Source organism: Lujinxingia vulgaris, assembly GCF_007997005.1.
Taxonomy (GTDB): Bacteria; Myxococcota_A; Bradymonadia; order Bradymonadales; family Bradymonadaceae; genus Lujinxingia.
In genome coordinates this window covers 41,340-62,530 of record NZ_VOSL01000060.1, presented here as the reverse complement: position 1 = coordinate 62,530, position 21,191 = coordinate 41,340, and the positions used below count along the sequence as shown (strand labels likewise).

General features: G+C 64.9%; 15 protein-coding genes and 1 tRNA gene. 11 read left to right on the top strand and 5 right to left on the bottom strand.

Annotation, left to right across the window (positions count from 1 at the left end):
- Positions 1–137 precede the first annotated feature (137 nt).
- Positions 138–1,298 carry a class I SAM-dependent methyltransferase gene (locus FRC96_RS15790; RefSeq protein WP_146975847.1) on the top strand — a complete coding sequence of 387 codons (1,161 nt, stop codon included), beginning with the start codon at positions 138–140 and terminating at the stop codon, positions 1,296–1,298.
- 85 nt (positions 1,299–1,383) lie between these two features.
- Here the strand turns inward: FRC96_RS15790 and FRC96_RS15785 are convergent.
- A tRNA-Thr gene (locus tag FRC96_RS15785) sits at positions 1,384–1,456 on the bottom strand.
- A gap of 191 nt (positions 1,457–1,647) precedes the next feature.
- Here FRC96_RS15785 and FRC96_RS15780 point away from each other — a divergent pair.
- Positions 1,648–3,330 carry an OmpA family protein gene (locus FRC96_RS15780; protein WP_146975846.1) on the top strand — a complete coding sequence of 561 codons (1,683 nt, stop codon included), beginning with the start codon at positions 1,648–1,650 and terminating at the stop codon, positions 3,328–3,330.
- A 14-nt stretch (positions 3,331–3,344) separates the two neighbouring features.
- On the opposite strand, the gene FRC96_RS15775 is transcribed toward FRC96_RS15780, so the two are convergent.
- A complete protein-coding gene (locus tag FRC96_RS15775) occupies positions 3,345–4,292 on the bottom strand; it encodes a LysR family transcriptional regulator (protein WP_230470317.1) in 948 nt (315 codons plus the stop codon).
- 209 nt (positions 4,293–4,501) lie between these two features.
- Between FRC96_RS15775 and acnA the strand changes: the two genes are divergently transcribed.
- From acnA to FRC96_RS15760, 3 genes are all read left to right on the top strand, one after another.
- Positions 4,502–7,255 carry an aconitate hydratase AcnA gene (gene acnA, locus FRC96_RS15770; protein ID WP_146975842.1) on the top strand — a complete coding sequence of 918 codons (2,754 nt, stop codon included), beginning with the start codon at positions 4,502–4,504 and terminating at the stop codon, positions 7,253–7,255.
- 242 nt (positions 7,256–7,497) lie between these two features.
- The gene (locus FRC96_RS15765; protein WP_146975840.1) at positions 7,498–9,810 is read left to right on the top strand and encodes an FG-GAP-like repeat-containing protein; all 2,313 of its coding nucleotides are present in this window, start codon (positions 7,498–7,500) and stop codon (positions 9,808–9,810) included.
- A gap of 147 nt (positions 9,811–9,957) precedes the next feature.
- A complete protein-coding gene (locus FRC96_RS15760) occupies positions 9,958–10,857 on the top strand; it encodes a zinc-ribbon domain-containing protein (RefSeq protein ID WP_146975838.1) in 900 nt (299 codons plus the stop codon).
- Positions 10,858–10,951: 94 nt separating this feature from the next.
- On the opposite strand, the gene FRC96_RS15755 is transcribed toward FRC96_RS15760, so the two are convergent.
- Positions 10,952–12,307 carry an iron-containing alcohol dehydrogenase gene (locus tag FRC96_RS15755; protein ID WP_146975837.1) on the bottom strand — a complete coding sequence of 452 codons (1,356 nt, stop codon included), beginning with the start codon at positions 12,305–12,307 and terminating at the stop codon, positions 10,952–10,954.
- A 252-nt stretch (positions 12,308–12,559) separates the two neighbouring features.
- On the opposite strand from FRC96_RS15755, the gene FRC96_RS15750 reads away from it, so the two are divergent.
- The 5 genes from FRC96_RS15750 to FRC96_RS15730 all read left to right on the top strand — a co-directional run bounded on the left by FRC96_RS15750 (position 12,560) and on the right by FRC96_RS15730 (position 18,346).
- On the top strand, positions 12,560–12,847 hold the full coding sequence (locus FRC96_RS15750; protein ID WP_146975835.1) for a hypothetical protein: 288 nt from the start codon (positions 12,560–12,562) through the stop codon (positions 12,845–12,847).
- A 171-nt stretch (positions 12,848–13,018) separates the two neighbouring features.
- Positions 13,019–14,539, top strand: coding sequence for an acetyl-CoA carboxylase biotin carboxylase subunit (accC, locus tag FRC96_RS15745; protein ID WP_146975834.1), 1,521 nt, complete (start codon positions 13,019–13,021; stop codon positions 14,537–14,539).
- A gap of 57 nt (positions 14,540–14,596) precedes the next feature.
- Entirely contained in the window at positions 14,597–15,124 is a 528-nt protein-coding gene (locus FRC96_RS15740) for an acetyl-CoA carboxylase biotin carboxyl carrier protein subunit (RefSeq protein ID WP_146975832.1), read from the top strand.
- Between the two features lie 42 nt (positions 15,125–15,166).
- Positions 15,167–16,858: an acyl-CoA mutase large subunit family protein gene (locus FRC96_RS15735; protein ID WP_146975830.1), complete on the top strand. Its 1,692-nt coding sequence runs from the start codon at positions 15,167–15,169 to the stop codon at positions 16,856–16,858.
- A 135-nt stretch (positions 16,859–16,993) separates the two neighbouring features.
- Positions 16,994–18,346: an NAD(P)-dependent oxidoreductase gene (locus FRC96_RS15730; protein WP_146975829.1), complete on the top strand. Its 1,353-nt coding sequence runs from the start codon at positions 16,994–16,996 to the stop codon at positions 18,344–18,346.
- 147 nt (positions 18,347–18,493) lie between these two features.
- Here FRC96_RS15730 and FRC96_RS15725 read toward each other — a convergent pair whose 3' ends face one another.
- Positions 18,494–19,552, bottom strand: coding sequence for a type II secretion system F family protein (locus FRC96_RS15725; RefSeq protein WP_146975827.1), 1,059 nt, complete (start codon positions 19,550–19,552; stop codon positions 18,494–18,496).
- A 166-nt stretch (positions 19,553–19,718) separates the two neighbouring features.
- On the opposite strand from FRC96_RS15725, the gene FRC96_RS15720 reads away from it, so the two are divergent.
- Entirely contained in the window at positions 19,719–20,324 is a 606-nt protein-coding gene (locus FRC96_RS15720; RefSeq protein WP_146975825.1) for an alpha-isopropylmalate synthase regulatory domain-containing protein, read from the top strand.
- Positions 20,325–20,361: 37 nt separating this feature from the next.
- Here the strand turns inward: FRC96_RS15720 and FRC96_RS15715 are convergent, their stop codons facing one another.
- The gene (locus FRC96_RS15715) at positions 20,362–21,174 is read right to left on the bottom strand and encodes a hypothetical protein (RefSeq protein ID WP_146975823.1); all 813 of its coding nucleotides are present in this window, start codon (positions 21,172–21,174) and stop codon (positions 20,362–20,364) included.
- Positions 21,175–21,191 lie beyond the last annotated feature (17 nt).

Genomic DNA, 21,191 nt, shown 5'->3' with positions numbered 1-21,191 from the left:
GAGAAAAGTCGAGGGTGGGAATTAGCATAGGGCCGGGGCTTTGACAAACTTTGTAGCGCGCGGGCGGTTTGCCGCCCGAGGCAGGCCGGTGGTAGAAGAGGCCGACAGACCTGCGACATAACTTCAAGGAGGAGATGATGAGCTCGACGGCGACTCAAGCGGTAGATGCAACTCAACTCTCTGCGGCGCTCGATCCGCATCGGCGCCGCTCGGTGGCGCGCGCGCTGTCCGAGGTGCTCACGGGCAAGGAGCGCGTGGCGCTGGTGGGCTGGCAGGCTGCCACCTACATCGGCGAGGCCGCCGGCGGGGCGTCGAAGGTGGTGGTGATGTTGGAGGATGAGGCGCAGTGTGAGCAGGCGAAGCAGGCGGCCTCAACCCTGGGCGTGGCCGCAAAGGTGGAGGTGGTGCAGGGCGACCTGACCGACGTGGTGCTGGAGACGCGCGCTGACGTGGCGATGTACCTGCCGCGCTCGACCTGGATGATGGAGGGGCCGGACGCGGCGGTGCTGCGCAACGCGGCGCTCAACGTGCTCAAGCCTGGCGGGCGACTTATTCCCTGGCGGGTGGCGCAGCTGATGGAGCTGGCCTCGGTGCCGGTCTCAGCCGGAGCGCTGGAGGCCTGGGCTGCCCGGGTGGGGCGGCCGGGGGAGCCGGTGGCGATCTTGAGCGAGTCTAAACACTTTCTGACCACCGAGTTCGCAAGCGCCGGACCCCATGAGGCAGGCATTGACGATACGATCTTCATCAACGCCCTGCTCGGCGGGACGGCCAGTGGCCTGCGCCTGAGCTCGATGGTGGAGCTTGTGCCCGGCGTGGCGCTCGTCAGCTCCCAGCAGGCCTCAAGCGCCATCCTGGCGCCCTTTAAAGAGGACGTGCGCGTGGAGGCGGGCCAGACCTTGAGCGTGCACGTGCGCTACCAGCCCGGCGAGGGGCTTGCCACCGCGAAGTTCAGCGCGCGCCTGGTCGAGAGCAGCCGCGAGGTGGGTGAGCTCCCCGATGACCATAACGTGGTGACCGAGTTTAAAGAGAAGGTCGCCGCGATGTTGCGCGAGGTCGACGCGATGGGCCGCGGCTCCGACCTCGATCGCGTGGTCAGCTACACGCGCCAGCCCCACGGCGACGTCTCGCGGCTGACCGCGATGTTCTGGACGGTGGACGACGCCTTCCACAAGCCGCTTCGCGAGCTCATTGAAGGCGTGCGTCGCGCCGGCGCCGAGGCCAGCGGCCACACCCCCGAAGACGAGGCCATTTACCAGTGGATGCTCGAAGTCTATGAGGGCGTGCGCGCCGAGGGCTGAACCCCCCAGGCCGAAAACGCAAAAAGGCTCCCCGCGATGGGGAGCCTTTTTTAGCCTGATTCGGTGACCATTGTCGGTCCCGGAAAGCCAACGACCGGATTTGAACCGGTGACCTGCTCATTACGAGTGAGCTGCTCTACCAGCTGAGCTACGTTGGCGCGCTCAAGCGGCACTTTGTCTATCCAAGAAGGGGGTGGACGTCAAGAGGTCGTGGTGCGAAAAGATGCGGGTGGTTTGCAATCGACGCGGGGTTACTTCATGACCAGGAAGGCGGCCCGGTGGTCGAGGTTGCAACAAGCGTCGATGAGATGAGCGCGCGGAGTGCCGCGCGCCGGGTTGGAGTAAAAGGATGATGTCGTTGAGTCGAGCAAAGACGTGGAAGGTAGGGGGCGTGGCGTTGCTGGCAGCGCTGATGGGGATGAGCACGACCGCTGCGGCGCAGGAGGCCGGCGGGTTTGATGCGCAGACCTTTCAGCCGGCGTGGAGCCCCTCGGCGGTGTTCTCGGTCGATGGCTCGCGCACCTTTGAGCATCGCCAGGTTTACGGAGGGCTGCTCTTCAACTGGGCCAACGACCCTCTGGTATTGGAATACGACGATGGCAGTCGCGAGGCGGTCATCGAGAGCCAACTCGCCGCACACCTGAGCGCCGGGATCGGCCTCTTTGATCGGTACCAGGTGGAGCTGGCGCTGCCGATCTACTTCAGCAACAGCGGCGACTATCAGGGGCAATCCTTTGGCGGTGCCGGCGTCGGCGATCTGGCGCTGCGCGGCAAGGCGCACCTCCTCTCGCTGGCCGATGGGCGCTTCGGGTTGGGTGCCGGGTTGGATCTGAGCGTTCCGACCGGCGCCCAGGATGCGTATCTGGGCTCGCGCACCGTCACGGCCACCCCGAAGGTGATGGCGGACTACCGTCTGGATACGCCGGCCGGCGGGCTTTTGCTCGCCGCCAACCTGGGCGCTCGACTGCGCGGCACCGACGACGCGCACGATGCGCGTATCGGTCCTAACTTGAGCTACGGCGTAGGTGCCGAGCTTGAGGCGGTTGCCGACGTGCTCTTTGTGGGCGCGGAGCTCTATGGTTCGGCGGTGCTCACCGAGCCGGCGCGAGCGAAGTCGCCGCTGGAGGGGCTGATCGGCGTGCGCTGGGCCGCCACCGAGACCTGGTCGCTCACCCTGGCCGGGGGCGGCGGACTTGTGGGCGGAATCGGCAGCGCGGCCCAACGCGGGCTGCTCGGCGTGAGCTACCGGCCGGCGCCGACCCCCGATTATGGCGAGGTCGCGCCCACCGAAAAGATCGTCTGTGAGTTTGACGCGCCTCCCGGTTACGAAGGGCCCCGCGACGCGCAGGGGTGCCCGGTGATCGAAGAGCAGGGCTGCGAAAGCCTCACTGAGGATTGGCAGGGCGCCGTCGACGAAGACGGCTGCCCCATCATCGACCAGGACGGCGATGGCATCCCCGACAGCGAAGACGCCTGCCCCACCGAGCCTCAGGACTTCGACGGGTTGGGCGCGGCCAATGGCTGCCCTCAGGACGATGTCGACGGCGACGGTACTCTTGATGTGGAAGATCGCTGCCCCACGGAGCCCGGGCTCCGCCTGCACCAGGGCTGCCCCCCACCGGTGCAGAAGGCGGTGCGCGAAGAAGACGAGATTCGCATCCTCGACAAGGTCTATTTTCAGACCGACAAGGCCGTGATCCTGGAAGATTCGTTTGATCTTCTCGATCAGGTGGCGCTGATCCTGCGCACCAACCCTGACATTATGCTCATTGAGGTGGCCGGCCACACCGACCGCCGCGGCGACGCCGATTACAACATGATGCTCTCGGAGGAGCGCGCCAAGGCGGTACAGGAGTACCTGGTCAACCAGGGCCAGGTCGACGCGTCGCGCGTGGTCGCCCGCGGTTATGGTCAGACCGAGCTGCTGGTCGACGAAGACACCGACGAGGCGCACGCGGCCAACCGGCGCGTGGAGTTCCGCATCCTGGAGCAGGGCGGTGCCGGTGAGGCGGTGAGCCCCGACGCGCCGTAAACCGAGTTTAGAGTTTAGGCCCGATCCGGGGTGGAGGTGCGTGCCCCGGATGGGCCGTCTTCGCCCCGGGCCAGCAGGCTGCTCTGGCGCATCAGATCCAGAAAGGCCTGGGCTGCGGCGGGAAGCGTGCGATCGCTGCGGTAGCAGACCGCCAGCGTGCGTCGCAGCGGGTTGGCCCGGGCCATCAACCCATGCTCGCTGCCGGTGAGCGCGTGCTGGCTGACAAAGGCCGCGCCGATCCCCTGGGCGACCATCTGTTTAAGCGACTCGATCGAGCGCAGCTCCATCACGATGTCGGCGTCGACGCCGGCCTCCAGAATGCGCGCGTCGATGAGGTTTCGCACCGCGGAGCCCGCTTCAAAGAGCACCAGGGGGACGCCCGCCAGATCCTCCCACCCGAAGTCGCGCTGGCGGCTGAGCTCAAAACGCGGCGGCACGAGCAGGCGCAGCTCATCATCGATCCACTGCTCGACGTGCAGCTTGCCCGCGCCGCTGTCGCCACTGGGCTGACGCACCGGCAGGGTCACCACCCCAAGGTCGAGCACGCCGGAGAGCACATCCTCGACCACCGACTGAGAGGGTTGCTCGCGCACAAAGAAACGAATCGCCGGGTTGGCCTCGTGAAACCTTGCCAGAAGGGGCGGCAGCAAGAAGGTCGTCGCCGTGGCGCCACCCCCGATCGAGAGGGCGCCGCGCTGCAGCCCGCTGAGCTGATCTAGCGCGCTTCGCGCATCCTCCAGCCTTGAGAGCGCCTCCTGGGCATAGGGCAAAAACGTCTCGCCGGACTGCGTGAGCACCAGCCCCGAGGAGGTGCGGTCGAAGAGGCGCTGGCCCAGCGACTCCTCCAGGCGCGCGAGCTGAGCGCTGACCGCCGGCTGGGTCAGGTGCAGGCGAGCGGCGGCGCGGGTCATATGGCCTTCGTTTGCCAGCATCAAAAAGGTGCGTAAATGGCTCAGCTCCATCGTTCTCCTCAGATTGAAGGGGCACCTGGTGCAGAAGGGCGTGTGGGGTGCCGTAGATTCAAGAGCGCTCTCGGGCGTCATAGGCAGGATTAATCGAAAGTATAGAGTGAATCAATTTTACTTATCTGCTCGCCGTTCTTAGCATCCTGCTTGACGTAAATGACTGGTAGACGAGCAGAAATCGCAACGCTAACCGCAGAGGATTTCCCATGACGAATTCGGATCGTTTCGGCGCAAAGAGCAGCTTTGAGACCAGCGCGGGCACCTACACCGCCTACCGCCTGGACGCGCTCAAGGACAAAGGGATCGGGCACGTCGACAAGCTGCCTTATTCCATCAAAATTTTGCTGGAGAGCTGCCTGCGCAACTTCGACGACCACGTGGTCACCGAGGAGCACGTCAAGGCGCTGGCCGGCTACGACGCCAAGAATGTGGGCGAGCAGGAGATCCCCTTTAACCCGGGCCGCGTGGTGTTGCAGGACTTCACCGGCGTTCCGGCGGTGGTCGACCTCGCCGCGCTGCGCAGCGCGATGGAGCGCATGGGCGGCGACGTCAGCCAGGTCAACCCGCTGGCGCGCGTCGATCTGGTGATCGACCACTCGGTGCAGGTCGACGCCTTCGGCAGCGCGCGTGCCATCGCGATCAACGCCGAGCGCGAGTTTGCCCGCAACCAGGAGCGCTACGAGTTCCTCAAGTGGGGCCAGCAGGCCTTTGATAACTTTTCGGTCGTGCCGCCGGAGACGGGCATCGTGCACCAGGTCAACCTGGAGTACCTGGCCGACGGCGTGCTCACCCAGGAGCAGGATGGCGAGAAGGTGGCCTACCCCGACTCGCTGGTGGGCACCGACTCGCACACCACCATGATCAACGGCCTGGGCGTGATGGGCTGGGGCGTGGGCGGCATTGAGGCCGAGGCCTGCATGCTCGGTCAGCCCATCTACATGCTGATCCCCGAAGTGGTGGGCTTTAAGCTCACCGGCAGCCTGGCCGAAGGCGCCACCGCCACCGACCTGGTGCTCACGGTCACCGAGATCCTGCGCAAGCAGGGCGTCGTCGGGAAGTTCGTCGAGTTCTACGGCCCGGGCCTCGATGAGCTCAGCCTCTCGGACCGCGCCACCATCGCCAACATGGCGCCGGAGTACGGTGCGACGATGGGCTTCTTCCCGGTCGACGAGAAGACGCTTGAGTACATGGAGCTCACCGGCCGCGACGCCGAGACGATCGAGCGCGTCAAAGCCTACACCCAGTTCAACGGCCTCTGGCGCAACGATGACGCCGGCGTGGTCTACTCTCAGGACGTCAGCCTGGATCTCGGCGAGGTTCAGCCCTCGCTGGCCGGCCCGAAGCGCCCGCAGGACCGCATCCTTCTGAGCGACATGAAGGGCGAGTTCAACCTGGCGCTGGAGAAGACCTTCGACAAAGAGCCGGGTAAGACGCCGCCGGTCGAGACGACTTTTCAGGACGTGACCTTCGATCTGGAAGAGGGCGCGGTGGTGATCGCGGCGATCACCAGCTGCACCAACACCTCGAACCCCAAAGTCATGATGGCCGCCGGCCTGCTGGCCAAGAAGGCCAACGAGCTGGGCATCAAGGCCAAGCCCTGGGTCAAGACCTCGCTGGCGCCGGGCTCCCGCGTGGTCACCGACTACTACGAGAAGGCCGGTCTTCAGGAGCACCTCGAAGCGGTGGGCTTCTACACGGTGGGCTACGGCTGCACGACCTGCATCGGTAACTCCGGTCCGCTTCCCGACCCCATCCGCGACTCCATCGTTAAGGGTGATCTTGTGGCCGCCTCGGTGCTCAGCGGTAACCGTAACTTCGAAGGCCGCATCAGCCCGCATACCCGCGCCAACTACCTGGCCTCGCCGCCCCTGGTCGTGGCCTACGCGCTGGCCGGTAACGTCAACATCGACCTCTACAAAGATCCGATCGCCCAGGACCGCGATGGCAACGATGTCTTCCTCAAAGACATCTGGCCCTCGAACCAGGAGGTCGACGAGGCCATCGCGCAGGCGGTGAGCAAGGAGCAGTTCACCAAGCAGTACGCCAACGTCTTTGAAGGCCCCGAAGCCTGGAAGTCGCTGGAGGCGCCCACCGGCAAGGTCTACTCCTGGTCGGAAGAGTCGACCTACATCCAGGAGCCGCCCTTCTTTGTGGACATGCCCGAAGATGCTCCGGCGATCACCTCGATCAAGGGCGCGCGCGTGCTGGCCAAGCTGGGTCAGTCGATCACGACCGACCACATCAGCCCGGCCGGCGCCATCGCCGTCGACAGCCCGGCGGGTCGCTACCTGCTGGCCCGCGGCATCGAGCGCGGCATGTTCAACAGCTTCGGCTCGCGCCGCGGCAACGATCAGGTGATGACGCGCGGAACCTTTGGCAACATCCGCATCCGCAACCAGATCGCGCCGGGCACCGAGGGTGGCTACACCACCTATTACGGTCCCGACGAGACGCCGGCCGGTCCGTTTGACGGTCTGAACTACGAGAGCGACGTCGATCCGAAGAAGGGCGAAGTCTGCTTCATCTACGACGCCGCGGTGAAGTACCAGAAGCACGGCATCCCGCTGGTGGTGCTCGCCGGCAACGACTACGGCATGGGCTCAAGCCGCGACTGGGCTGCCAAGGGCACCTTCCTGCTGGGCGTTCGCGCGGTCATCGCCGAGAGCTACGAGCGCATCCACCGCTCCAACCTCATCGGCATGGGCGTGTTGCCCCTGCAGTTTGAGGAAGGTCAGAGCCACGAGTCGCTGGGTCTGACTGGCGAGGAGAGGTTCGACATTGAACTCAGCGATGACCTCAAGCCGCTCTCCACGGTGCCGGTGAAGGCGACCCACCCCGAGACCGGTGCGACCACCAGCTTCAACGCCAAGGTGCGCATCGATACCCCGGTGGAGGTCGACTACTACCGCAACGGCGGCATCCTCCACATGGTGCTGCGTCGCCTCTTTAAGGGGCAGTGAGGTTGATGCGGCGACGCACCAGGTGATGGTGAGTCGGCGCTGACGTCAAAAAGCCGTCCCCGACGCGCCCGCGTCGGGGGCGGTTTTCTTTGGATCTTGGGCTGGCGAGGCAGGTGTGCGACAGTGTGTGATAGCACTTGAATTGAGGCCGCCGATTCACTAATAAGTCGGCGAATTCGTTTCATAAGGTCATATGTGCGGGCTCCCGGCAGGGGCCGGCCAACGATAGCTTGAGGGATGCGATGAAAGAGCGATTCACCAGGTGGATGATCGGCGGCGCGATGGGTGCGCTGGCGCTGGGCGCTGCGGCCTGCGGCGAAGATCCGGTAACCGGCGGCATTGGCCAGGGCAGCCCCTGCCAGATCGATGAGGACTGCGGCCCGGGGCTGGTATGCAGCGCGGGCTTCTGCGCCGAAGATCCCAACGGCAACATCGATGAAGACACCGGCGATGACCCGCTCGATCCCAACGATCCCGATGGCGGCGAAGATACCGATACGGGCAACGATCCCGACACGGATACGGACACGGGCGACGACGCCGATACCGACACGGGCACCGACCCCATTGACCCGGTCGACCCGGATGTGGACCGTCGCGACGATCGTCCGGTCAACCCGCAGTGCGTGTACGGTGAGCGCGGTGACACGTTTGTGCCCGATGAGACCTGGTCCTTCCGCGTGGAGGGCGCCATCCCCTACACCACCTACGACGGTCACGGGAGCGCCGATGCGTTTGCCGGCCACGCCATCAACCAGGTCATGATGACGCCGGCGGTGGCCAACCTCACCGACGACAACGATGACGGCATCATCAACGAGCAGGACATCCCGGAGGTCATCTTTACGACCTTCCTGACCAACGAGGTCAGCAGCTGGGACACGCTCGTCACCGGTGTGTTGCGTGCGGTCAGTGGCGATGATGGCAGCCACCTCTGGAGCGTGGGCTATCGCGAGATCGAAGCCTTCCGCGGCAAGTCGCCTGCCGACTACCGCGTCAGCGTCGGGTTTCAGCCGGCCGCCAGCGTGGCCGTGGGCGATATCAACAATGATGGCAAGTCCGAGATCATCGCCGCGCTCTTCGATTACCAGAGCTTCGGGCACCTGGGCTTTGCGGCGCTCTCCAATGAGGGCGAGATCCTGTGGATCTCCGACGACGTCTCGCCGACGCTTAACAACTGGTGGGGCGGCCCCTCCATCGCCGATATTGATGGCGACGGTGAGCCCGAGATCGTGGTCGGCTCGGTGGTCTATGATAACCAGGGCCGCGTGATGTGGGATGGTCGCGAGGCCCCCGGTCTGAGCGCCACCGATACTCTGGGCACCAACCGCGACCTCGGCCCCTTGAGCGTGGTCGCCGACCTCGATCTTCTCGACGACTCCCCGGTGGGTACGCGCACCCAGGAGATCATCACCGGCAACGCCGTCTTCACGCACGACGGGCAGAAGTTGTGGGAGAGCCCGCTGGCCGACGGTTTCCCGGCCGTGGCGGATTTCAACGGCAGTGGCTTCCCCGAGATCGTCGTGGTGAGCGACGGTACCGTGCGTATTCACGATGGTCGCACCGGCACCCTGGTCTGGGGCCCGGTCAACGTGGGCGCGGGTCGTCTGGGCGCGCCGACCATTGCCGACTTTACCGGTGACGGGCGCAACGAGATCGGCGTCGCCGGCAGCACCAAATACGTCGCGCTGCGCGTGGATTACGGTCTCCCCGGCGCCGACAACACCCCCACCTACAGTGAGGCGCGTCTGTGGGAGCGCACCACGCAGGATCAGTCCAGCAACGTGACCGGCTCCAGCGTCTTTGACTTCAACGGCGATGGCCGCGCGGAGGTCGTCTACAACGATGAGCTTTTCTTGCGCGTCTACGACGGACCCACCGGCCAGGTGCTCTTTGAGGCGGAGAACCCCTCGTTCACCGCTCTGGAGAACCCGGTCATTGTGGACGTCGACAACGACGGCACCGCCAACATCGTGGTGGCGACCAACGACTTTGAGTGCGGTGACCAGATCACCTGCACGCCGGGTACCGCCGGGCTTCGTGTCTTCGCTGACGCCAACGACAACTGGGTGGCCACCCGCCGCATCTGGAACCAGCACGCCTACAGCATCAATAACGTTAACGAAGATGGCTCCATCCCCGCCGAGCCCGAGCCGAGCTACCGCGACCACAACACCTTCCGCCTCAACAGCCTGACCACGATCGACCCGCAGGCGGCGCCCGATCTTCTGGCCGAGGCGCCCGAGGTGAGCGCCGACGGTTGTGCGATGGCCGTGAGCGTGTGGGTGACCAACTCCGGCGCGGTCAACGTGGGACCGGACATGGCGGTGAGCTTCTATGTGGATCGCAATGGCAGCCGTGAGTACCTGACCACCGGCTACACCACCCAGGGGCTGGAGCCCGGGCAGTCGGAGCGCGTGCGTGTGGGTCTGAGCCTGCCCTCCGGCAGCTACGACATCATCGCGGTGGTTGATGATGTGAACGGCACCGGTTCGCGCAACGAGTGCAACGAGAACAACAACTCGATTCTCATCGAAGGCGACTACTCTTGCTGAGAGTCGACCGGGCCGCGGGTTGACAACACCCCGGCCCCTGCGGATGCTCGCGGGGACGACGGCCTTTGAGGTTGTCGTCCCCGTGTCGTTTTAGCCCTGGCTATTGAATCCCCCCGGGCGCACTCAGGTGCCCTGTTGGAGCTCTCTATGAACATCTGCCCGAACTGCGGCAAAGAGGTTGATGATAACGCGCGCCATTGCGGGCATTGCGGCCATAAGCTGCAGATCGATCAGAAGAAGACCATGCTGGGCATGGCCGCGATCGATCCTCAGGAGCTGCAAAAGCGTATCGCCGAGGCTCGTCCCGCGGGTCGGGGCGAGGAGCGGGCGTCGGAAGAAGAGCCGCCGGCCGGCGCCGGTCCTGCTCCCGAGATGGCGCCGACCGAGGTGATGGAGCCGGTGCGACTTCCTCAACCCGACGCCGCGCGTCACGAGGGGGAGGCCGACCTTTCGGACGCGGGCGACACCGGGCAGGCGTTGGAAGACGCGGATGATAACGACTTCGCCACCGGCCCCACCCAGGCGATGCCCGCGCTCACGCGCCCCACGCCGGCAAGCGATGAACCTGAGGAGCGCGCCGACGATCAGGGCCCGCTTCCCACCCAGCCCACCGGACCGATGGAGTCGCTCCCCAAAGGTGCGCCTTCGGATGAGCCCGGGGAGTGGGACGTTCGCGACCTCCCCGACCCGCTGGCCGCCACCGAGCTGGAGATGTCGCCGGTCGACCTCTCCAACACCGGTCCGAGCGTGCCATCGACCTCCTCGTCGCAGCCTTCTTCTGCGTCTGAGTCTGCCTCCGAGACCGCTGAAGATCGTCGGCAGAGCTCGCCGCAGACCACCGTCGACGACGCGCCTGCTGCCTCCACCGATGCGCCGGCCCTCACCCCCACGCCGTCGCAGGGGCTCTCGGCGCAGCTCCCGGAGAACCTGGCTCGCCTGACCGAAGATCCGGAGAACAAAAAGCGCCTGATGCTCTTTGTGGGCGCGGTGGTGGTGGTGCTTTTGGGCTGCTGCATCTTGAGCGCGGTACTTTCGTTTATGTTCTAGGTTATGATGTTAAGCGCTTGATTTTGCTCATAAAAGAGCCCCGGCCGCTCGCGCGGCCGGGGCTCTTTTTTAGTCTCACCGCAGCCCGGTACGATCAAAAGATCTGCGAGTCGTAGAGGCGGTCGATGGCCTTATCGGTCCAGGCATCCAGTGTGCCGAGTTCCCAGGCCAGATGCAGAATCGTGTAGCGGTTGCGAATGTCTTTGGAGTGCGCCACCGCGCGCCAGGCCCGCTCGCGCGCCACGTCCAGATCGGCAAAACGCACCGGGCATTTGGCCTCCACGAGCTCCTCTTCAAGCGAGTTGCAGGTGCGCAGCGTCGAGCCCACCTTCTGGCGCAGCACCGACCACTGTGACTTCAAGGTGGTGAGGCGGGCGCGCAGCTCGTCGGCGGAGGGGTAGGCTTTTTCGGCGTGTTTGACCACGGCCTCATAAAGCGGTCCGAAGCGCTCTTTGAGCAGAGCGGCGTAGTCCTCCCAGGGTTGGAGGGCGGCCACACGCGCCTCCACATCGATGGTGTCCGGGTCCATCGCCATCAGCTGCTCGTAGAGATACGCCGTGGTCAACGTGCCCACGCCCACCTGGCAGCCGTGAAAGTCATGCGGCTCATCAAAGGCGATGGAGGTCATGTCGATGAAGTGGCTGATCAGGTGCTCGCCACCGGAGGCCGGGCTTGAGGAGCCGGCCACGCTCATCGCCAGGCCGCTGAGCATCAGGCTGGCGCTCAGATCGCCCACAGCCTGGCGGTCGCGGGAGGGCAACTTCGGCGCCACCCCGTCGAGGAGCTTCGCGCCGGCTTCGATGATCTCCATGGCCTCCGCGGAGTGGAAGGTCCCGTTGAGCCAGGCCGAGAGCTGCCAGTCGGCGTTGGAGACCGGCTTCGACATCAAATCCCCCAGCCCGCTGCAGATCATGCGGTAAGGCGACTCGGCCAACACATCGAGGTCGGCCACCACCACCCGCGGTGCGCGGCAGGGGATGGTGGTCTTGACGCCCTCGGAGAGCACCGCGGCGATGCCCGAGGTGTAGCCGTTCATGCTCGGGGAGGTCGCCACGCACGCCATATAAAGGTCGACGTTGAAGCAGGCCTGCTTGACGATGTCGTTGATCGTGCCGGCACCCACGGCCACACCGGCCACCGCGCCGTGCTCGCCAAGCGCGGCCTGGTAGGCGGCGATCGCCTCATCGTCGCAGCGCGGCACCGCTTCGCCCTCGGGCGGCGTCACCTCAAAGCGCTCCCAGGCTTGTCCGAGGCGGTCGAGCTCGGCGGCCAGCGTCTTGCCGGCCACCTCCCAGGTGTTTTCATCAAAGGCCACAAGCCAGGTGCCCTCGGGAAGATGCGCCTGCATCTGGCGCACACCCTCGGCGATGGCGTCTTTCTGGAGCACGATCGCGCGGGTGTCGAGGTGCTCGGCGTAGCGGGTCAAAAGCTCGTCGATGAGCGTGGTCATAGCTTGCCTCAGGGAAAAAGAGTCTCGTCAACATCGCGGGCATCACCATGCCCGGATCGCGCCATTCTTCAAGCTCCAGCAGATGGCACGTTGAGAAATTCCGGGAAAAATTTGCCCGAGATCGGCCCGCCCCTTATAACATAGCTGCAGGGACGCCGTAGGCCGTTGTTGTTTGTCGACGTGAGATGCATGGGTTACTCGGTCTGCGCCGAGCTAAACCTGGCTTATGATGATTCGGTGGAGGAATGAGAGTTGAGTAACCCTACAAAAAAACAGCAGAGCGGTTCGGTCGTCACGACCACCGAGACCTCGCGCTCCAAGAGCGATACCCGGCTCGATGTGCTCTCGCCACAGGAGGAGAAGGTGTTGCGCATGTTGCACGGGCTCGGTGAAGAAGACACCCATGAGCTCAAATTTGCCCTGGGCGCCGACGAAGAGACTCGCCTCAAGCTGGCCATGATGGAGCGCGATCTCCACGAGGCGCTGGCCCCCAACGGCCCGGTCGCCGCCGGCGACCTCGATGAGGGTGATGAGGGGTAAGCCCCCCGAGATTTCAAACGATTTCACATGAAAGAGGTCCGCTGCGCGGGCCTCTTTTTTATGCCTTCGCCACAGCGCTTCAGACGGCTAGACCACGCCTGAGGGCTTTGATAACGTCGCCGCGCTTATAAGGTCGGTGAAAAGCCGGTGGTTTGAGTCCCAGGAGGAGCGATGTTTAAGAAGGTGTTGATCGCCAACCGTGGCGAGATCGCGGTTCGAGTGATGCGCAGCCTGCGCGAGATGGGGATCGCGACGGTGGCGGTGTACTCGGAGGCCGACCGCAAGGCGCTACATGTGCGTATGGCCGATGAGGCCTACTGTGTGGGGCCGGCCCCCAGCGCTGAGAGTTACCTGCGCGCGGAGGTGATCCTGGACGTCGCCAGAAAGAGCGGCGCCGAGGCCATTCATCCCGGTTACGGATTCTTGAGCGAAAACGCCGACTTCGCCCGCGCCTGTGAGGCTGCCGGCATCACCTTCATCGGCCCCAAACCCTATGCCATTGAGGCGATGGGCGAGAAGACCCGGGCCCGTCAGCTGATGGAGAAGGCCGGGGTCCCGCTTGTGCCGGGCACCAAAGACGCCGTCGAAGATGCGGCCGAAGCCCTGGCGATCGCCGAGAAGATGGGCTTTCCGGTGCTGGTGAAGGCCTCGGCCGGCGGCGGCGGTAAGGGCATGCGCCGGGTCGACGATCCGGCGGAGTTTGTGCAGTCCTTTGAAGGGGCGAGGCGCGAAGCGCTGAGCGCCTTTGGCAATGGTGATGTGTACGTTGAGAAGTACGTGCTCAACCCGCGCCACGTGGAGATTCAGGTGCTGGCCGACGGTCACGGCAACGTCGTGCATCTTTTTGAGCGCGACTGCTCGGTGCAGCGTCGCCACCAGAAGATCATTGAAGAGACGCCGTGCCCGGTGCTCAAAGAAGAGACGCGCCAGCGCATGGGCCAGGTGGCCTGTGATGCGGCGCGCGCCGTCGATTACATCGGCGCGGGCACCGTGGAGTTTTTGCTCGACGCCAACGGCGACTTCTACTTCCTGGAGATGAACACCCGTCTTCAGGTCGAGCACCCTATCACCGAGATGATCACCGGGCTGGACCTGGTGCGCTGGCAGGTGCATATCGCCGCCGGCCACCCGTTGGACTTCGAGCAGAGCCAGGTCACGCGCCGCGGTGCGGCGGTGGAGTGCCGCATCTACGCCGAAGATCCCGAGAACAACTTCATGCCTTCGCCGGGGCCGCTGCACGTGCTGAAGACGCCGTCGGGCCCGGGTGTGCGCGAAGACGGCGGCGTGTATGAGGGCGGGGAGGTCACGGTGCATTACGACCCGATGATCGCCAAGCTCATCACCTGGGGCGAAGATCGCCAGCACGCCATCGAGCGCATGCGCCGCGCGCTCTCGGAGTATGTGGTCGGCGGGATCGCCACCAACATCGCGTTTCACCGCGAGGTGCTCGACCACCCCGACTTTGTGCGCGGGGAGTACACCACGGATTTTGTGCCGCGCTGGCTCAAAGAGCGCGAAAAGCCTGTGCCGCGCTACCAGCTTGATGCGGAGCTTGTGGCCGTGCTCAGCGCCCATCGCCGCGATGAGGCCTTGAGCCAGGGCGCCGGCGTGCAGGGTGGCGCAGGCGCCGCGAAGAGCGGGCCTGGCAGCCGCTGGAAAGAGCTCGGTCGGATGCGCGCGTTGGGGCGTTGAACCCCCGGACGCGCCACTACCTCCACGACACCGTTGCGAACGATTGAGGATGAGAGCATGAGCGAGCGAGTGCATTATTTTGTAGGCCAGGGCGACGAGGAGCGCGCCTGGCAGGTTGAGACCCTCCAGGCGGACCTCTACCGCGTCACCTCGCCAGAGGGTGAGTCGTTTGAAGTCAGCGCCTTTGAGGCCGACGCCGCCGGGCTGAGCCTTCTGACCGGGGATCGCGTCATTGAGGCCGATGTGCTGCGCGATGATACGGTCTATGAGGTGCAGATCGATGGCGAGACCCACGCCGTGGAGGTGCTCAACGAGCGCCAGAAGCGCATGAAGGCCGCCGGTGTGGGCGCGCGCGGCTCCGACAGCCCGGAGCTTAAGAGTCCGATGGCCGGCAAGGTCGTGGCGATTGCCGTTGAAGTGGGCCAGGAGGTTGCACCTGGCGAGACGGTGGTCATCGTTGAGGCGATGAAGATGGAGAACGACCTCAAAGCCCACCGCCCCGGTGTGGTCACCGAGGTCGCAGTGAGCGCGGGACAGGCCGTGGAGATCGGAGACGTGCTGGTCCGCATCGACGATGTGCAATGAGAGAGAGCGGGCGTCTGCGTTAAGCGCGCCGCGGGAGTGAGCATGAGCGAGGAGTCACGCGACAAGGAGTTCTGGGAGGCGCTGCAAGAGGCCGACGCCCGCTGGCGCAATGAGGTCCTGGAGCCGCTGCTGGAGCGCTTTGGCGAGCGTCGCGAGCGTTTTGTGCGCAGCGATGGCGAGGAGGTTGAGGCGGTGTACGGGCCGCAGCATCAGCGCGGCCAGGACTTCTTAAACGACCTGGGTTTTCCGGGAAGTTACCCCTTCACCCGCGGGGTGCAGCCGACGATGTACCGCGGTCGGCTCTGGACGATGCGTCAGTACGCCGGCTTTGGCGACGCCGCCCAGTCCAACGAGCGCTACCGTTACCTGCTCTCGCAGGGGACCACCGGGCTTTCGGTGGCCTTCGATCTGCCCACGCAGATGGGCTACGACTCCGACAGCCCCCGGGCCCGTGGGGAGGTCGGCAAGGTGGGCGTGGCGATCGACTCCATCGCCGATATGGAGGTGCTGCTCGATCAGCTGCCCCTCGATAAGATCTCGACCTCGATGACCATCAACGCCACCGCCTCGACGCTGCTGGCCCTCTATGTGGCGGTGGCCGACAAGCGTGGCATCGACCGGGCAAAGCTGCGCGGCACGATCCAGAACGATGTGCTCAAGGAGTACATCGCCCGCGGCACCTACATCTACCCGCCGCGCCCGAGCATGCGCATCATCACCGACATCTTCGGCTTCTGTCAGGCCGAGGTGCCCAAATGGAACACGGTGAGCATCTCCGGCTACCACATCCGCGAGGCGGGCAGCACGGCGGTGCAGGAGGTCGGGTTTACGCTGGCCAACGGCATCGCGTACGTGGAGGCCGCCCAGGCCGCCGGGCTCGATGTCGATGAGTTCGCCGGGCGCCTCTCGTTTTTCTTCAATGTGCATAATAACTTCATCGAAGAGGTCGCGAAGTTCCGCGCGGCGCGCCGGCTGTGGGCGCGCATCATGAAGGAGCGTTTCGGGGCGAAGAAAGAGAGCTCGATGCGGCTTCGTTTTCACAGCCAGACGGCCGGCTCGACGCTGACCGCGCAGCAACCCCAGGTCAACATCGTGCGCGTGGCGATGCAGGCGCTGGCGTCGGTGATGGGCGGCACGCAGTCTCTGCACACCAACTCCTGGGATGAGGCCCTGGGGCTTCCCACCGAGGCGTCGGCGCTGATGGCGCTGCGCACCCAGCAGGTCATCGCGCATGAGACGGGCGTGGCCGAGATCGTCGACCCGCTGGCCGGAAGTTACGCCGTGGAGTCGCTGACCGACGCGATCGAGGAGGGCGCGCGCGACTACATCGCCCGCTACGATGAGATCGGCGGGGCGGTGCAGGCCATTGAGGCCGGCTTTCCGCAGAGTGAGATTCAGGAGGCCGCCTACCAGGCCCAGCTCGCTCAGGAGCGCGGCGAACAAGTCATCGTGGGGGTCAACCGCTACAAGGCCGAGGAGGAGGCGCCGGTGGCGATCCATCAGATCGATCCGGAGGTGGAGCGCTCCCAGGTCGCGCGGCTGCGCGAGCTCAAAGCGTCACGGGCGGCCTCGGAGGTCGAGCGTTGCTGCGAGGAGCTGGCCAGGGCCGCTCGCAGCGGCGACAACCTGATGCCCCGCATCGTGGACGCCGTCGTGCATAAGGTGACCCTGGGAGAGGTCGCCGACACCCTGCGCGAGGCGTTTGGGGAATACGTTGAGAATGTTGTCTTTTAATGGGGCATCGACTCGCCACTGGCGAGCGATCCAACCCCTGGCACCCTGAGCGGTGCGCCGTTGCGCCCCCTGACCTGTCGCAGGGGGCGTGTTTCGTGGCGCCCCGGTGATGTTCATATCCCGAGAAGGTCCAAGATGTCTGAGCAGCACGATGTGCGCATGTTGCGCGACCACTTCAAAAAAGCGCTGATTCTGGAAAATCCCCACCCCTCGCTCGACCGTTACCTCACGGCGATGGGCATTGAGGTGGAGCGCCTCGATGAGTCGGTCACGCTCAACGAGGACGAGGTCGTGCGTATCCTGGAGGAGGGGCAGCATGACCTGCTCTTTAAGCGCAGCCGCTTTGAGGTGAACGAGCGCGTGCTCAAGGCGTCCAAACATCTGGCCGCGGTGATGCTCTGCTGCATCGGCGACGACTCGGTGGATCGGGAGGCCTGCGCGCGTGAGGGCGTGCTGGTGATGAACGACCCGGTGAGCAACGGGCGCTCGGTGGTGGAGATGGTGTTGGGCGAGATGATCTGCCTGGCGCGGCGCATCTTTGATGCGGATCGCGACGGTCGCAGTCATCTGTGGACCAAGAACAGCAAGGAGCGCTACGAGCTCAAGGGTAAGAACCTGGCGATCATCGGGCTGGGCAACATCGGCAAGCAGGTCGCCCAGGTGGCCGAGGCCTTTGGCATGCGTGTCTTCTTCTATGACACCCGCGAGCTGGCCCGGGAGGTGGGCATGGCGCTGGGATGGACGAGCTGCGCGACGCTCTCGGAGGCTTTCCGCGTGGCGGATGTGGTCACCGTGCATGTGGGCGCCGAAGATCATCGCGGGCGCAGCAACCGCGACATGCTCAGCTACGAGCATCTGTCCAACTTCGGGGCGGACCGTGAGCCGTCGAGCCCGCGCATCTTCATCAACGCGGCGCGCGGCTTTTTGTACAACCCCGAGGATCTCAAGCGCGCGGTCGAAGAGGGGCATGTGCGCCGCGCGGCGGTCGATGTGTTCCCGGAGGAGCCCGGCAGCAGCGATGATCCCTGGTCGAACCCCTACGCGGAGTTCGCCAGCGTGGTCACCACCCCCCATATCGGGGCGGCCACCGAGGAGGCGCAACCGCGCATCGCCCAGCATGTGGCCAACACCACCCAGCTCTTTTTGGAGCAGGGCCTTGTGCGCGACTGTGTGTTCAGCCCCGGCCAGACCATCGGGGTGGAGACCGACGGGGCGTGTACGATCCTCACGGTGATTCACAGCGATCAGCGCGGCACCAAGAAGGCCGTCGATGACGCGATCTTTGAGGCGGGGCTCAACAACCTGCGCTCCTCGCACCGCGACTTCCCCGACTACGGGTTTGCCTACGAGGTGGCGGCGATTGACCGGCCGCTCGATACAAAACAGCTCCATGAGCTTGTGGCCCACGCCCAGGCGATCACGGGCGATGTGCGGGCGGTGCGCGCGATTCGCCAGATTCCGCTGCGCTCGGAGGGCTGCAACGAGTAAGTCCGAGCCCTGCGGTGAGTACGCCGCGGAGGTTTTCCGAATAAAAAACGCGCAGCCGGAGCTCCGGCTGCGCGTTTTTTCATGCCTGAAGACCCGGCTCGCCAGGCCTGTCCTTTGAAGGCCAGGATCTGGCCTGACCTCAACGGCCTAGACCATGAAGGTGTCTTTGAACTGCGTGGTCAACGTCAGCAGCAGCGTGCCGATGATCGCCGCGGCGATCATCATGCGCGCGCCGTACACGAAGGTCGCCATCAGCGCCTCAAAGGCCTCATCGGCTCGCTCTTCGTAACGCTCGGCCAGCGACGCCAGGCGCTCCTCCAGGCGACCGGTCTCCTCACCCACGTCGACGTTCTCCAGGATGTCGTCGGGCAAGACCTTCATCATATAGAAGCCCTTGGCCAGGCTCCCCCCCTGCTCGATGACGTCCTGGGCGATCGGGATCTTGCGCTCAATATCGGAGTTGTTGGAGGCCTCCGCCGCCAGCTCCAGCGCCTTATGCACGGTCAGACCGCTGGAGATCGATTGTTCGGTGTAGCGGCAGAACACCGAGTAGGTGTTGAAGAGGCTGGCGCGGTTTAAGATCGGGACGGCCAGCCACAGGCGGTAGCCGAAGCTGCGCAGGCTCAGATCGACCGGGAGGTTGAGGTAGACGTACGCCCCGAAACCCACGACCAGCAAAAAGATCGCGCCCTGCAGCAGGCCTCCCATCATCAGCTCGCCGATCACCGTCCAGGTGTCGTGGCGCATGGTGATCTCGCCAAGATCCGCGGTGAAAAGGGTCATGGCGATGAAGAGGCCCAGCACCACCAGGAGCACCGGCTCGGCAAAGGAGAAGACGAGCTTTTTTCGGCGCCTGGCGCGTTTACCGTAATGCTTGGCCAGGTGGCGAAAGGTGCGCGGAAGCTTACCCTGTTCCTCAGCCACCAGGATGAGCTTTCGGGCGGTGGAGTCGAGCAGGCCGTAGCGGGCAAAGGCTTCGCCGAGCATGTCGCCGCGCTCCATCAGGGAGTGGCGCATCCGGCGAACCATTTTGCCGTCGTAGCCCTGGCGCTCCATCATGTCGATGATGCGCGCGTAGCTCATGCCGCTCTCCAGGCCCTCAAAGAAGATCGTGCATAAGGAGGCCGCCTCCGCGTCTGTGAGGTAGGTGGAGGACTCTTGGACCACCGGCTCGCGATGAGGCGACGTCGAGTAAGGTGCGACCATCAGGAAGACTCCCGGCAGGCGGCCCGTTAAAAGGCCGGAGGATGTGCGGCAACGATGGACGCGTTACAAGCATTACGAAGCGTCGCATCCTGTCTTAAGCAGCTTCGCTACCTTAACGTATGACCTCCCGAAGATAAAACGTCCTACCCGTCGAAAAGGAGCAACGATGGCGTTCGATCAAGAGAAGATGGTCAGTCTGATGCGCGAGATTCTCCAGGAGAACTACCTCACCCTGGCGGTCAAAGCGTACAGCCTGGAAGAAGACTTAAGCCGCGGGGAGTGCCTGATGCGCTTTCAGCTCGCCCAGCGCGAGGAGAACCCGGTGGAGGTCGAGGGGCAGGGCGTGGGCACGATCGACGCGCTCTTCAACGGGCTGCGCCAGCACCTGGCGCACGACTACCCCTCGCTCAGCTCGATCGCGTTCTCGCAGTTTGCCATCCAGGGGTTGCTCAACAGCGATGACGCCCGGGAGTCCTCCAAGGCATGGGCTGAGGCGACCGTGGGGATCGTCAACAGTGAGGGGCGCGAGTTTGTCTTTCAGGCGCGCCAACCCTCGGTCAGCCGCGCCGGCATTGAGGCAACGGTGAAGGCCGCGGAGTACTTTGTGAACAGCGAGCGCACCTACGTGCGTCTGCACGAGATCCTGGAGCATTACCGCGGGGAGGGGCGCACTGACCTTGTGGAGAAGTACACCGACCTGATGACGCAGGTTGTGCAGAACACCTCGTATTCGGAGGTTGTGGAGCGCATTCGCGCTCAGCTCAAGGGATGAGCCCGAACGCCGCGCTAAGTTGGAGTCAGAGACGAGGTCAGCGGCAGCTCGCCGGGGTGGGCTGGCCCGGCGATCCGAAGAGCGGGCCCTCGGAGAGCAATTCGCGGTGGTAGCACCAGGCGGTGGGCTCGCGGCCCGAGCGCTCGCCAGGGCGCAGCCCGAAGGCGACGTTTTCGCGTAGCTCGCGCCCGGCTCCGATCTCGCCATCCGGGTCGACCAGCGCGCCTTCGCGCCAGGCGACCTCGTCGTGGATCACAAAGCCGAACTCCCCCTCCAGCTCGATCAGGCGCATGGAGCGGGTGAAGTTCGACAGGCCCACCGGTCGGCTCCAGCGGCCGTACTCGTAGGAGGCCGCAGGATCGAGGATCTCTTCGATGACGTAATGGTCGTTGGCGCGGCGGTAGAAGAGAAAACGCTCCCCGGGGGCGATGGGCTCCAGGGCCTCGACCACGGCGCGCTCTTTGGGGGAGTCGAGCAGGCGGTCGATCTCGATGCGCTCGTTGGTCTCGAGGATCTCGATCACCACGCCGCGCGGATCGATGGGGGCGTCGCCCAGGTTGACGATCTCGACGTATTCGCCCAGCTCCTGAGACTCGCCAGGCGGGGGCTCCACGCGGATCATCAGCTCGGAGAAGGCCAGCGCGGGTTGCCCGACGGGAGCGTCGGGCGTGTCTGCAAGCTCGGTGTCTTCAGCCGGAGCGTCGGCGCCGGTGTCGGCGGGGAGGTCGGTATCGGGTGAAAGCGCGGTGTAGGGATAATCTTCCAGGTCGATGGCCAGGTTGCATCCGGTGCCCCAGAACAGGCTTAAGCCAACAACCAGCCATCGAAGCCGGCGTGCGGCAGGTGGCATCAGGGTTGGAAGATGGG